A 13,403-nucleotide genomic window follows, 5' to 3' on the forward strand; every position below is an offset into this window, starting at 1 on the left:
GTCCGGCCGCCCGCCGTCCGTCCGGCCGCCCGGCGGTCGCGTACCGGCGGTCAGGCGGGTACCGTCCGCCGGTGGGTGCGGTCGGGGCCGCCCGGGAAGGAGCGAGGTGCCGGGCGTCCTGACGGGCTTCGCCGTCATCGTGGCAGTCGTCGTGGTCGGGTGGTTGGTCGGCCGGCGCGGCGTGCTCGGGCCGGAGGCGTCGACCGTACTGGCCCGGGTGTCGTTCTTCGTGGCGACCCCGGCGCTGCTGTTCCTCACCGTGGCCCGCGCGGACGTGCTCGGGCTCGTCTCGTCCGCCCTGGTCGTCACGGTGCTGACCGTCGTCGTGGTGGCCGGCGGGTACCTGGCCGTGGCGCTGCTCTGGTGGCGACGACCCGCACCGGAGGCCACCATCGGCGCGCTCTCCTCGTCGTACGTGAACGCGGCCAACATCGGCATCCCGATCGCCGGGTACGTGCTCGGGGACGTCTCGGTGGTCGCGCCGGTGATGATGCTCCAACTGGTGGTGCTGACCCCGCTCGCCTTCGCGGTGCTGGAGACGACCGCCGGAGCCCGGGATCCGGCATCCGGCACCGCGGACCCGCCGTCCGGCGGCCCGGCAGATGGCGGACCGGACCGCCCGCCGTCCGGCAGCCAGGGCGGCCCGCCGTCCGGTAGCCCGGACCGCCCGGCGGCCGGGGGCCGGCGGTCGCTGGTACGGGTGGTGGCCCAGCCGGTAGCCAATCCGGTCACCGTCGCCTGCGCCCTGGGGGTGGTCTGCTCCCTGACCGGTTGGCTCCCGCCGGAACCGGTGCTGCGGCCGGTCGAACTGGTGGCGGCGATGGCCGTCCCGGCCGCCCTGCTCGCGTACGGGCTGTCGTTGTCCGGCGCGCCGCGCCCCGGTGCCGGGGACACCGGCCGGGAGGTCTGGCTCGCCGTGTTCCTGAAGGCGGTGGCCCAGCCGGCGGTGGCGTACCTGGTCGCCCGGTACGCGCTCGGGCTGCCGCAACCGGTGGTACTGGCCGCGACCGTGACCGCCGCCCTGCCCACCGCACAGAACGTCTTCGTCTACGCGGTCCGCTACGACCGGGGTGTCGTCCTGGCCCGGGACGCGGTGCTGCTGTCGACGGTGGCGGCGGTGCCGGTGCTGCTCGGCATCGCGCTGCTCGCCGCCCACTGAACCGCACCGGCCGACCCGCGCCCGCCGAGCGCATCGGCGGCGGGTCCGCGCCCATGCAGCCGGACCGGGGCCGGCCCCGCGCCCGTCGAGCCGGGGCCGGCGCGTGCATGTCGGCCCGTGCCCATTGAGCCGGGGCCGGTCCGCGCCTGCCGAGCGTGACTGGGGCCCCTCACCCCAGCGTGCCGACCTCGCGTTCGATCGCGGTACGCAGGGCCGGGTCGCGGACCACCTCGCGGGCGGCCTCCATCACCGGGGCGAGGAAGACGTCCGGCCCGGGTTCGCCGGCCGCGTCCCGCAGGGCGGCCACCGCGGCCCGACCGGCCGGCGACGGGGTCAACGGGGCCCGCAGTTGCAGGCCGCGTACCGCCGCCAGCAACTCCACCGCGAGCAGGCTGGTCAGGTTGTCCAGGACGGTACGCAGCTTCCTGGTCGCCGCCCAGCCCATCGAGACGTGGTCCTCCTGCATGCCGCTGGTGGGCAGCGAGTCCACCGAGGCGGGAGCGGCCAGCCGCCGGTTCTCCGCGACGATCCCGGCGGCGGTGTACTGGGCGATCATCAGCCCGGAGTTCACCCCGGCGTCGGGGGAGAGGAACGCCGGCAGGTCCCGGGACCGGGTGACGTCGAGTAGCCGGTCGACGCGCCGTTCGGCGATCGCTCCCACCTCGGCGGCGGCGATGGCGAGGAAGTCGGCGGCGAAACCGAGCGGCGCGCCGTGGAAGTTGCCGGTCGACTCGACCCGCCCGTCCGGCAGTACCACCGGGTTGTCGACCACCGACACCAGTTCCCGGGCGGCGACCTGCTCGACGAAGGCCAGGGTGTCCCGGGCCGCCCCGGCGACCTGCGGCGCGCAGCGCATCGAGTACGCGTCCTGCACGGCGTGCGCCAGGTCGTCCCGGTGCGAGTCCATCACCGCAGAGTGCTGGAGCAGCCGGTGGATGTTCGCCGCCGACACCGCCTGCCCGGGGTGCGGCCGGATGGCGTGCAGCTCGGGCAGGAACGGCCGTTCCGAGCCGAGCATCGCCTCGATCGCCAGGGCGGCGGTCACGTCGGCCATGGTGAACAGGTGCGCGGCGTCGTGGATCGCCAGCAGCAGCATGCCGAGCATGCCGTCGGTGCCGTTGATCAGGGCCAGCCCCTCCTTGGCGGCCAGCGCGACCGGGGTCAGCCCGGCCCCGCGCAGCGCCTCGGCGGCCGGCACCCGCTCCCCGGCCGGGCCGAGCACCCAGCCCTCGCCGAGCAGCACCAGCGCGCAGTGCGCCAGCGGCGCCAGGTCCCCGGACGCGCCCAGCGAACCGTGCTCCGGCACCCACGGCGTGACGTCGTGGTTGAGCAGGTCGACCAGGGCCTCGGCGAGCAGCGGGCGCACCCCGGACCGGCCCAGGGCGAGCGAGCGTACCCGCAGCAGCATCATCGCCCGGACCACCTCGCGGGGCATCGGCGCACCGACCCCGGCGGCGTGGGAACGGATCAGCGCGTGCTGGAGTTCGGCCCGGCGTTCCGGCGCGACGAACGTGTTGGCGAGCGCGCCGAACCCGGTGGAGACCCCGTAGACCGGCCGGCCGGCGGCCTCGATCCGGTCGACGATGGCCCGGCTGGTCGCCATCGCCGCCACGGTGGCGGGATCGAGGACGACCTTCGCGGTGCCCCGGGCCACCGCAAGCACGTCGGCGGCGGTGATCCCGGTGGGCTGGACGACTACGTTCGACATTGCGGCACTCCGTTGTGCAGGACCTGGCGGATCAGTGGCACCCCCGGCCGGTAGGCCAGGTGCAGGTGGGACGGGGCGTCCAGGATGGTCAGGTCGGCGCGCGCCCCGACCTCCACGACCCCGACGTCGGTACGGCGCAGCGCCCGCGCGCCACCGGCGGTCGCGGCCCAGACCGCCTCCGCCGGGGTCATCGCCATCTCGCGTACGGCGAGCGCGATGCAGAACGGCATCGACGACGTGTACGACGAACCGGGGTTGCAGTCCGTCGCCAGCGCCACGGTCACCCCCGCGTCGAGCAGCCGCCGGGCGTCCGGGTACGGCGACCGGGTGGAGAACTCCGCCCCGGGCAGCAGGGTGGCGACGGTGCCGGTGCCGGTGCCGGTGCCCGAGGTCCACGGCACCTCGGTCGAGGCCAGCGCGTCCACGTCGGCGTCCGTGAGGTGGGTGCAGTGGTCGACGCTGGCCGCCCCCAACTCCACGCCGAGCTGCACGCCCGGCCCGGGGCCGAGCTGGTTGGCGTGCACCCGTACCCCCAGCCCGCGCGCCTGGCCGCAGGCGAGGATCGCCCGCGCGTGGTCGGCGTCGAACGCGCCCCGCTCGCAGAACACGTCGATCCACTTCGCGTACGGGGCGGCGGCGTGCAGCATCGGCCCGCAGACCAGCCCGACGTAGTCGTCCGGCCGGTCGGCGTACTCGGCGGGGACGACGTGCGCGCCGAGGAAGGTCGTCTCCCCGGTCACCTCGGCGGCGATCCGCAGCGAACGGGCCTCGTCGGCGACGGTCAGCCCGTACCCGCTCTTGATCTCGATGGTGGTGGTGCCCTGCCGCAGCGCCTCGCCGCGCAACCGGCGTACGGTGCCGCGCAGCGTGTCGTCGGAGGCGGCCCGGGTCGCGCCGACCGTGGTCCGGATGCCGCCCCCGGTGTACCGCTGCCCGGCCATCCGGGCGGCGAACTCGGCGGCCCGGTCCCCGGCGAACACCAGGTGGGCGTGGCTGTCCACGAAGCCGGGCAGCACCGCCGCGCCGTCGGCGTCGATCCGGCGGCCCGCGGCCGGCGCGATCGCGGCCGGACCCACCCAGGCGATCCGGTCCTCCTCGACCAGCACGGCCGCCCGCCGCCGGATACCCAGTGGCCCGCCCTCGCCGGTCCCGGCCACGTTGGTGACCAGTTCCCCGATGTTGTCGACCAGCAGACTGCTCATGAGGGCAGCACCGCCCGGACCGTGTCGGCGAGTGCGGCGGGCACGTCCACGGCGACGTGCCGGCCGTCGCGGACCACCACCCGGCCGTCCACCACCACCTGCGTGACGTCGGCCGCGCCGGCCGCGAAGAACACCCCCACCGGCGGTACGCCGGCCGTGCGCGGGCTGTCCAGCCGGACGGTGACCAGGTCGGCCCGTGCCCCCGGGGCGAGCCGGCCGGCGTCCCGCCAACCCAGCGCGGTGTGCCCGGTGACCGTCGCCGCGTCCCGCAGCTCGGCCGGCGTGAAGTGCCCGCGTCGCCGGGTGCGCAGCCGCTCGTCCAGTTCCACCGCGCGGGCTTCCTCGAACAGGTCGATCACGGCGTGGCTGTCGCTGCCCAGGCTGAGCGGGCTGCCCGCGTCGGCGATCCGGCGGGCCGGCCCGATCCCGTCGGCCAGGTCCCGTTCGGTGGTCGGGCACAGGCACACCCCGGTGCCGCTGGTGCCGAGCAGACCCACGTCGGCGCTGGTCAGGTGGGTGGCGTGCACCGCCGTGGTGGCCGGTCCGAGCACCCCGTGCTCGGCCAGCAGCCCGGCCGGGGTGCGCCCGTACGCGGCCCGGCAGGCGTCGTTCTCGGCCGGCTGCTCGGACAGGTGCACGTGCAGCGGGGCGTCGTGCCGGCGTGCCCACCCGGCGACCGTGCCGAGCTGCCCGGCGGGGACCGCCCGCACCGAGTGCACGGCCGCGCCGACCCGGGCGTGCTCACCGGCCGGGGTGAACCCGTCGACCCGTTCCGCCCACCGGTCCGCGTCGCCGTCCCCGAAGCGGCGCTGCGGCCCGGTCAGCGGTCCACCGTCCACGGTGGCGGTCAGGTAGCAGGTGTCCAGCAGGGTGATCCGGATGCCGGCCTGGGCGGCGGCCTCCACCAGCGCCGCGCCCATCGCGTTCGGGTCGGCGTACCGGCCGCCGTCCGGGCGGTGGTGCAGGTAGTGGAACTCGCCGACGCAGGTCACCCCGGCCAGGGCCAGTTCCGCGTAGACGGCGCGGGCCAGCGCCAGGTAGCTGTCCGGGTCGAGCCGGTCGGCCACCGCGTACATGGTGTCCCGCCAGCTCCAGAAGTCACCCCGGCCGCCGTGGGTACGCCCGCGCAGCGCCCGGTGGAAGGCGTGCGAGTGGGCGTCCGCCAGGCCGGGCAGGGTCAGGCCGGGCAGCCGTACCGCGTCGGCGAGCACCTCGACCCCGGCGGCCGGCGGCTGCCGGTCGGTCAGCGGGAGGACGGTGGTGATCCGGCCGCCGTCGGTCTCGATCAGCACGTCCGGGGTGGGTTCGGCCCGGTCGGGCAGCCAGGCGTGTTCGGCCAGCCAGCGGGTCACCGGCATGTCAGCTCTTCCAGTACCCGGGCCAGGGCGGTCACCCCGGCGGCGCAGTCGGCGTCGGTGGCCGCCTCGGCGGGGGAGTGCGACACCCCGGTCGGGTTCCGGACGAACAGCATCGCCGTCGGCAGGTGCCCGGCCAGCACCCCGGCGTCGTGGCCGGCGGCGGTGGGCAACGTCGGCGCGTCCAGCAGGTCGGCCAGCCGCCGGCCCAGGTCGGCGTCGAACCCGACCAGCGGGGTCACCGACTCCTCGGTCAGGGTGACCCCGGTGCCGTCCCGGCGGGCCCGCTCGACCGCCTTGGCGTGCACCGCCGCGACCAGGCCGGTGAGCGTGTCCGGTTCGGCGGCCCGCGCGTCCAGCCAGCCGGTCACCCGGGACGGGACGGCGTTGGTGGCGTTCGGTTCCACCCGGACCCGCCCGACGGTGGCGTGCGCGCCGCGCAGCCGGGCCTCCTTGTTCGCGGCCAGCACGGTGAACGCGTAGGTGAGCATCGGGTCGCGGCGGTCGGCCATCCGGGTGGTACCGGCGTGGTTGCCCTCACCGTCGAAGTCCAACCGCCACCGGCCGTGCGGCCAGATCGCCGACGCCACCGCCACCGGCGCGGCCCCGTCGACCAGCGCCCGGCCCTGCTCCACGTGCAGCTCCACGAACGCGGCGAACCCGGCGAGCAGGTCCGGTCGCGCCCCGACCGGGCGGTCACCGAGCGCCTCGGCGAAGCTCACCCCGTCGGCGTCGCGCAGCCCGGCCGCCCGTTCGACCGGCATCGCCCCGGTGAGCAGCCGCGACCCCAGACACGGTACGCCGAACCGGGCCCCCTCCTCCTCGACGAACGCGCCGACCACGACCGGCCGGGCCGGGGTGACCCCGGCGGCGCGCAGCTCGTCCACGGCGAGCAGGGCGCTGACGATGCCGAGCGGCCCGTCGTACGCGCCGCCGTGCGGCACCGAGTCGAAGTGGCTGCCGGTGAGCACCGCGCCGGTCGCGTCCGGGTCACCCCAGCGGGCGAAGAGGTTGCCGTTGCCGTCGTCGGTGACCGGCATGCCCCGCCGGTCGGCCTGCGCCCGGAACCACTCCCGCAGCCGCCGTTCCGGCTCGGTCAGCGCGTACCGCAGGTAGCCGCCGGTGCGCGGGTCCCGCCCGACCGGGGCGATCTCGTCCCACAGCGCCCGGAACCGGTCGGCGAGGGCCCCCGTCGTCCGGGTCCGGTCCGGTTCCGGCGCACCGGCCGTTCCGGTGTACGTCACCAGGGCCTACCCCTCGGCCATCGGGATGCGGACGCCGGTCTGCTCGGCGACCTCGTGCGCCCGGTCGTACCCGGCGTCGACGTGCCGGATCACCCCCATCGCCGGGTCGTTGGTGAGCACCCGTTCGATCTTCTGCCCGGCCAGCGGGGTGCCGTCGGCGACGCAGACCTGACCGGCGTGCAGGGACCGGCCGATGCCCACCCCGCCGCCATGGTGGATGGACACCCAGGACGCCCCGCTGGCCGTGTTGACCAGCGCGTTGAGCAGCGGCCAGTCGGCGATGGCGTCGGAGCCGTCGGCCATCGCCTCGGTTTCCCGGTACGGGCTGGCGACGCTGCCGCAGTCCAGGTGGTCGCGGCCGATGACGACGGGGGCCTTCAGCTCGCCGCTGGCGACCATCTCGTTGAACCGCACACCGGCCCGGTCCCGTTCGCCGTAGCCGAGCCAGCAGATCCGGGCCGGCAGGCCCTGGAAGGTGACCCGCTCGCCGGCCAGCCGGATCCACCGGGCCAGGGACTCGTTCTCCGGGAACAGGTCGAGGATGGCCCGGTCGGTGGCGGCGATGTCGGCCGGGTCACCGGAGAGCGCCGCCCACCGGAACGGCCCCTTGCCCTCGCAGAACAGCGGCCGGATGTACGCCGGCACGAAACCGGGGAAGTCGAACGCCCGCTGGTACCCGCCGAGCTGCGCCTCGCCCCGGATCGAGTTGCCGTAGTCGAACACCTCCGCCCCGGCGTCCAGGTACCCGACCATCGCCTCGACGTGCTTCGCCATCGACGCCCGCGCCCGGTCGGTGTACTCGGCCGGTTTGGTCCGCGCGTACTCGCGGGCGTCGGCCAGCTCCACCCCCTCCGGCAGGTACGACAGCGGGTCGTGGGCGCTGGTCTGGTCGGTGACGATGTCGATCGGGCAACCCCGGCGCAGCAGGTCCGGGAAGATCGTGGCGGCGTTGCCGACCACCCCGACGGAGAGCGGCAGCCGGTCCCGCTTGGAGATGACCGTCCAGGTCAGCGCCTCGTCCAGGGAGTCGGCGACGATGTCCAGGTACCCGTCGCGGACCCGGCGCTCCAACCGGGACCGGTCCACGTCCAGGACCAGGCACACCCCGCCGTTCATGGTGACCGCGAGCGGCTGCGCGCCGCCCATGCCACCGCAGCCGGCGGTCAGCGTCAGCGTGCCGGCCAGGCTGCCACCGAACCGCTTGGCGGCGACCGCGGCGAACGTCTCGTAGGTGCCCTGGAGGATGCCCTGGGTGCCGATGTAGATCCACGAACCGGCGGTCATCTGCCCGTACATGGTCAGGCCGAGCTGCTCCAGGCGGCGGAACTCGGGCCAGGTGGCCCAGTCGCCGACCAGGTTCGAGTTGGCCAGCAGCACCCGGGGCGCCCACTCGTGGGTGCGGACCACCCCGACCGGCCGGCCGGACTGCACCAGCATCGTCTCGTCGTCGCGCAGGTCGGTCAGGGTCCGCACCAGCGCGTGGTACGACGGCCAGTCCCGGGCCGCCTTCCCGGTGCCGCCGTACACCACCAGGTCCTCGGGGCGTTCGGCCACCTCGGGGTCGAGGTTGTTCATCAGCATCCGCAGGGCGGCCTCCTGCGGCCACCCCCGGGCGGTACGGTCGGTGCCGCGCGCGGCGCGGACGGGCTGGTACATGTCGATCTCCTCTCAGTCGAGGAACACGGACGGTGGGCGGCTCGCCCGGTGGACGACCGCCGGTGGACGGCTCACCCGATGAACAACTGTCGGCGGGCGGCGGACGCCTCGAACGCCTCCAGCCGGGCCTGCGTGTCGGTCGGGGCGGCGTCGCAGATCGCCTGGAGGACCACCATGGCCAGGGTCATCGGCGCGGTGTGCAGGTCGAAGACCAGGTCGGTGCCGACGGCGGCGGGCAGCACCAGCTCGGCGTGGTCGGTCGCCGGGCTGACCGGCGAGTCGGTGATCGCCACCACCCGCAGGCCGGCGTCCCGGGCGGCGTGCAGCGCGTCGAGGGTCTCCCGGGGGTAGCGGGGCAGCACGAAGGCCAGCAGCGCGTCCGCCCCGGCGGCGGCGGCCTGTTCCAGCCGGTCGGTGAGCAGGCTGCCGCCGGTGTCGAGGACCCGCACGTCCGGGTGCACCTTGGCGGCGAAGTACGCGAAGTAGGCGGCCAGCGGTGCGGCGGCGCGCAGCCCGAGCACCGGCAGCGGGCGGCTGGCGGCCAGCAGCGCGCCGGCGCGGGCGATCCGGTCCCGGTCGGCGAGCTGCCCGGCGAGCCGGTCCAGGTTGCCGATCTCGGCCCGGACGGCGCGCTGGAGTTCGTTGTCACCGGCGGTGGGTTCGGCCGGTGCGGCGCCGGTCAGTTCGCGGACCCGACGGCGCAGCGCGGGGTAGCCGTCGTGGCCGAGGGCGACCGCGAACCGGGTCACCGACGGCTGGCTGACCCCGGCCAGCTCGGCGACCTCGGCGGCGGACAGGTAGGGCACGGTGGCGGCGTGCTGCACCAGGCAGTGCGCGATCCGCCGCTGGGTCGGGGTGAGCCGGACACCGTGGAACAGGTCCAGCAGCCGATCGGTGGCGGCGGCCGTCATGGTGGCCGTTTCATTCACGCTCTGACTCTATGCATGAAAACTTTCACCGGGCAAGGCTGGCGGTCCCCCACCACCCCCATGAGCAGGAAGATCACCCATCGGCTGTCCGATTCGTGACGGTTTCCAGGTGCCCGCCCGGTCAGCCTGGCCGGAAACTCATGCTGGCGCCCGCCCCAGGTGGGGGTGGTAAAACCCTTCCGTGGACGCAACCAAGCTTCGTCGGGCCATCGCCCGCACCCGGCTCGCCCCCGTGGCGGCCTTCCCCAAGCGGCTGGCCCGGGTCGCCCGGCACGACACCAAGCTGCTGAAGGTCTCCGCCCGCTGGCTGGTGACCTCACGGGAGCACCACAACTACACGTACGACCTCACCTGGCTGAGCAAGAACCACCTCGCCTGGTTCGTCAGCGTCGTCTGCGACACCCCGATCAAGCAGGTCCGGACGTACCTCCAGGAGATCGAGAAGGACGACGCGCTGCGCCGGCACATCGAGCAGACCACCCAGGGCGCCGCCCGGCGCGGCCTGGCCGACCGGCAGGTCCGCTACGCCCGGCGGATCGGGTGGTACGCCATCGTCCGGGCCCGCAAGCCACGACACATCGTCGAGACCGGCGCGGACAAGGGCCTCGGCAGCTGCGTCCTGGCCGCCGCGCTGCTGCGCAACGCCGCCGAGGGACACCCCGGCCGGGTCACCTCGCTCGACATCAACCCCGAGGCCGGCTACCTCGTCCACACCGCCCCCTGGTCCGAGGTGATCGACCTGGTCATCGGGGACTCCATCGCCTCCATCAAGGCCCTGGACACCCCGGTCGACCTGTTCCTGCACGACAGCGACCACAGCAAGGCCCACGAGAAGCGGGAGTTCGACGTGGCCGAGGCGAAGCTCGCCCCGGGCGCCATGCTGCTCACCGACAACGTCACCGCCACCAACGTCCTCGCCGAACACGCCGAACGCACCGGCCGGCGCTTCCTCGCCTACCGGGAGACCCCGATCAACCACTGGTACCCCGGAGACGGCATCGGCGTCGCCTGGTGAACACCCGGTCCGACCCGCGTCCGTCCGACCCGCGTCCGTCCGACCTGGCGGTGGCGGCCGACCTGGTCGGCACCCTGCACGAACTGCACGTCGACCTCGGCGAGTACGCCCTCCGGATCTGGCACGACTACGACTTCGGCGGCGACTCCCAGCTCCACCCGTACGTCCACACCGAGCCGCACGGGGCCGGGCACCGGGTGCGGCTCTGCAACGACCTGGAGGTGTGCCCGCGACCGGCACCCGAACCGGACGCGAACAACGCCTTCCAGATCCACCTGCTGCTCGAGTTCACCCCGGACCGGGCGGTGGTCGAGACGCTGGTCGAGGCACACCTGGACGTGTCGTTCGGCGACCACGGCCCCGGGTCGTACACCCTGTACCGGCACCGCACCACACACCCCGACGTGCCCGGGGCGCTACGGGCCGCTCGGGAACACGCGCTCGCCCTCTTCCGCACCGACGACTACCCGGTCCTGCTCGGACTGCCCCCGTGGCGACCGCCGCACCAGCGGTCGACCCCGACGGAGACACCGTCGTGAGGCTGGCATCCGTCCACACGTACCCGGTCAAGGGGTGCCACCGGCTCGACCACGACACGGCCCGGGTCGAACCCTGGGGCCTGGCCGGCGACCGACGCTGGATGATCGTCGACGCCGACGGCGTCGGGGTCACCCAACGCCGGTACCCGGTGCTGGCTACCCTGCGACCGGTGCCCCGGCCCGGCGGGCTGCTGCTGCGCGGCCCCGACCGCCCCGACCTGGACGTCCCCGACCCGGCCGAGGTCGAGCCGGTCGGCGTCCGCACCTTCCGGCACCGGAAGATCGACGTCGACGCGCTGCCCGCCGGCCCGGCCGCCGACGCCTGGCTCACCACCCTGATCGGCCAACCGGTCCGGCTGGTCCGGCTCGCCCGCCCCACCCGCCACATCCCGCTCGGCGACCGCCGGTACGACCCCGGCGACCAGGTCAGCTTCGCTGACGCCTACCCGCTGCTGCTGACCGTCACCGCCTCGCTCGACGCGCTCAACGGTTGGCTGACCGAGGCCGGGGCGGCACCGGTGCCGATGAGCCGGTTCCGGCCCAACGTGGTCGTCGACGGCGCACCCGCCTGGGCCGAGGACACCTGGACCGGCCGGACCCTGCGCATCGGCGACACCACCTTCCGCGCCGGCGACGGCTGCGACCGCTGCGCCGTCACCACCGTCGACCAGGAGACCGGGGTACGCGGCGGCAAGGAACCCCTGCGTACCCTGGCCCGGCACCGCAGGGTCGACGGGGCGGTCCGGTTCGGAGTCAACCTGGTACCCGTCGGCCCTGGCACGGTCACCGTCGGCGACCCGGTCCGGATCACCCCGGACACCTGACCCCCGACCGGGCCGCTTGTCCGGACGGTGGCGGTACGGCAGCATCGACGGGCGTGACCGACCCCTGCGCCGTCCCCCGCCCCGGCCCCGGCCGCCGACGTCGGGCCACCCACCCCGGGCGCGGCCGGTGGCTGGCCGGCGGCGCACTCACCGCGCTCGCCGCCGTCGTCGCCCTCGGACTGGTGCTGCGCGCCGGGGAACCACCGGCCCCCTGTTCCGCACCCGCCCCGGGACGGGGCGACGCCGGGACGTGGCCGGTGCCGGTGGCGGCCGTCACCGGAGACGGCAAGGCCACCTTCTACGACTCGAAGGGCGCGGGCGGCAACTGCGCGTACCCGGCCGCCCCGACCGACCGGCTCTACGTCGCCCTCGGTCCCGCCGAGTACGCCGCCGGGGCGGCCTGCGGCGGCCACCTCGACGTCACCGGTCCGAAGGGGACGGTCCGGGTGCTGGTCATGGACCAGTGCCCGGAGTGCCCCGCCGGGCACCTCGACCTGTCCCGGGAGGCGTTCGCCCGGATAGCCGACCCGGTGCGGGGCGTCGTCCCGGTCAGCTACCGGCAGGTGGTGGACCCGTCGCTGACCGGCCCGCTCACCTTCCGGATCAAGGAAGGCGCCTCGCAGTGGTGGTTCGCCGTGCAGGTCGCCCGGCACGGCAACCCGCTGCGCGCCGTCGAGGTACGCCGGAACGGCACCTGGCGGGCGGCCACCCGGCACGACTACAACTACTGGATCATCGAGGCGGGGGCCGGACCCGGCCCGTACGCCATCCGGGTCACCGACGTGCGGGGCCACCGGGTCACCGCCGAGGGCGTCCGGCTGGCCCCGGGCGAGGTGCAGCGCAGCGACGTCCGGATGTACGGCGGCCCGGCCACGGCAGCCCGCTCGTCCGCGCCCGGCCGGTCACCGTCGCCCCGGCCCACCACCGCCGGCCCCACGCCGAGCCCGACGCTCGGGCCGACCGGAACCGCCGCGCCGACCGGTACGGAACCGGCCGACGCGCCGCCGTCGGCCGGCCCCGTCCAGGCCGCACCGCGAGCCTGCGGCGGGTGAGAGGGGCCGACCAGCGGCCGAGGATGGTAAAGGTAGGGCCGGCGGGATTCGAACCCGCACTGTTGCGGACCTAAACCGCACGCCTCCTGCCAGTTGGGCTACGACCCCGGGATGTCGCCGACCACCATCCTCCACGACCACTGTGGCTGACGAGGTAGTCGTCTGCCGATCGGGTAGCCGGTAGGCGTGACAGCACTAGCATCGTAGACCACGTCGGGGGCGACCACCGGAGGGCGACGAGCACCGGCGTAGGTGGCGGTCTGACTGTGGCAGTTCGGGCAGAGCAGGCGCAGGTTGTGCGGCCGGTTGTCCAGGAAGTCACCGTTGATGTGGTCGACGTGCAGGGTCAACGGTGCGCCCTGCCAGGTTGCTCCGGTGCCACATCCTTCACACGTCTCCGGTAGACCGATCGTGGCGAGCGCCCGCTTCAGTCTGGTGCCGGGGATCCGTCGCGTCCCCTCGGGAAGTTTCACCAATAGGTCGGGGGCCGGGATGCGCCTGCCGCGCGCACCCCGGTTGTGAGCCTGACCTGTGAAGTGGGAGGTGTCGATGCCGAAGCGTTTGAGCTGGCGGCTGATGTGCGCGTGGGAGCCACCGCTGAGGCGTACACCGAGCAGACGCAGCACCTCGGTGACGTTGCGGGCGCGCGCGGCCGCCTCGGCCAGCGCCTCGGGGGAGTACCGGTACCGGACCACGTACGGAACGTAGTGGCCCGGTACG

At 74.8% G+C, this 13,403-nt stretch carries 12 protein-coding genes and 1 tRNA gene; 5 read left to right on the plus strand and 8 right to left on the minus strand.

The genetic code is table 11. The annotated features are described in order from the left end of the window. Positions 1–106 precede the first annotated feature (106 nt). Positions 107–1,159: an AEC family transporter gene (locus PVK37_RS12370; RefSeq protein ID WP_275034026.1), complete on the plus strand. Its 1,053-nt coding sequence runs from the start codon at positions 107–109 to the stop codon at positions 1,157–1,159. Between the two features lie 169 nt (positions 1,160–1,328). Here the strand turns inward: PVK37_RS12370 and hutH are convergent, their stop codons facing one another. The 6 genes from hutH to PVK37_RS12400 form a co-directional block, all read right to left on the minus strand. Beyond that, complete coding sequence (gene hutH / locus PVK37_RS12375; RefSeq protein WP_275034027.1) at positions 1,329–2,867, minus strand: histidine ammonia-lyase; 1,539 nt, start codon at positions 2,865–2,867, stop codon at positions 1,329–1,331. Further along, positions 2,855–4,069 carry an imidazolonepropionase gene (gene hutI, locus PVK37_RS12380; RefSeq protein ID WP_275034028.1) on the minus strand — a complete coding sequence of 405 codons (1,215 nt, stop codon included), beginning with the start codon at positions 4,067–4,069 and terminating at the stop codon, positions 2,855–2,857. The genes hutH and hutI overlap by 13 nt, the downstream gene beginning before the upstream one ends. Next, entirely contained in the window at positions 4,066–5,421 is a 1,356-nt protein-coding gene (locus PVK37_RS12385) for a formimidoylglutamate deiminase (RefSeq protein ID WP_275035093.1), read from the minus strand. Before PVK37_RS12385 ends, hutI begins: the two co-directional genes overlap by 4 nt. Beyond that, positions 5,418–6,668: an allantoate amidohydrolase gene (locus PVK37_RS12390; RefSeq protein WP_275034029.1), complete on the minus strand. Its 1,251-nt coding sequence runs from the start codon at positions 6,666–6,668 to the stop codon at positions 5,418–5,420. Before PVK37_RS12390 ends, PVK37_RS12385 begins: the two co-directional genes overlap by 4 nt. Before the next feature lie 6 nt (positions 6,669–6,674). After that, positions 6,675–8,324 (minus strand): urocanate hydratase, encoded by a 1,650-nt coding sequence (hutU, locus tag PVK37_RS12395; protein WP_275034030.1) that lies wholly within the window; start codon positions 8,322–8,324, stop codon positions 6,675–6,677. A 71-nt stretch (positions 8,325–8,395) separates the two neighbouring features. Next, positions 8,396–9,235: a MurR/RpiR family transcriptional regulator gene (locus tag PVK37_RS12400; protein WP_275035095.1), complete on the minus strand. Its 840-nt coding sequence runs from the start codon at positions 9,233–9,235 to the stop codon at positions 8,396–8,398. A gap of 199 nt (positions 9,236–9,434) precedes the next feature. Between PVK37_RS12400 and PVK37_RS12405 the strand changes: the two genes are divergently transcribed. From PVK37_RS12405 to PVK37_RS12420, 4 genes are read left to right on the plus strand one after another with little or no spacing between them, the layout of a single operon-like run. Then, complete coding sequence (locus PVK37_RS12405) at positions 9,435–10,268, plus strand: class I SAM-dependent methyltransferase (RefSeq protein WP_275034031.1); 834 nt, start codon at positions 9,435–9,437, stop codon at positions 10,266–10,268. Further along, a complete protein-coding gene (locus tag PVK37_RS12410) occupies positions 10,265–10,807 on the plus strand; it encodes a hypothetical protein (RefSeq protein ID WP_275034032.1) in 543 nt (180 codons plus the stop codon). Before PVK37_RS12405 ends, PVK37_RS12410 begins: the two co-directional genes overlap by 4 nt. Then, positions 10,804–11,631 carry an MOSC domain-containing protein gene (locus PVK37_RS12415; RefSeq protein ID WP_275034033.1) on the plus strand — a complete coding sequence of 276 codons (828 nt, stop codon included), beginning with the start codon at positions 10,804–10,806 and terminating at the stop codon, positions 11,629–11,631. Before PVK37_RS12410 ends, PVK37_RS12415 begins: the two co-directional genes overlap by 4 nt. A 53-nt stretch (positions 11,632–11,684) precedes the next feature. Continuing rightward, positions 11,685–12,683, plus strand: coding sequence for an expansin EXLX1 family cellulose-binding protein (locus PVK37_RS12420; RefSeq protein ID WP_275034034.1), 999 nt, complete (start codon positions 11,685–11,687; stop codon positions 12,681–12,683). Between the two features lie 33 nt (positions 12,684–12,716). Here PVK37_RS12420 and PVK37_RS12425 read toward each other — a convergent pair. Next, positions 12,717–12,791: transfer RNA gene (locus tag PVK37_RS12425), tRNA-Leu, on the minus strand. Next, positions 12,782–13,378: an HNH endonuclease signature motif containing protein gene (locus PVK37_RS12430; RefSeq protein WP_275034035.1), complete on the minus strand. Its 597-nt coding sequence runs from the start codon at positions 13,376–13,378 to the stop codon at positions 12,782–12,784. The genes PVK37_RS12425 and PVK37_RS12430 overlap by 10 nt, the downstream gene beginning before the upstream one ends. Positions 13,379–13,403 lie beyond the last annotated feature (25 nt).

It is taken from the genome of Micromonospora cathayae (assembly GCF_028993575.1).
Lineage (GTDB): Bacteria > Actinomycetota > Actinomycetes > Mycobacteriales > Micromonosporaceae > Micromonospora > Micromonospora cathayae.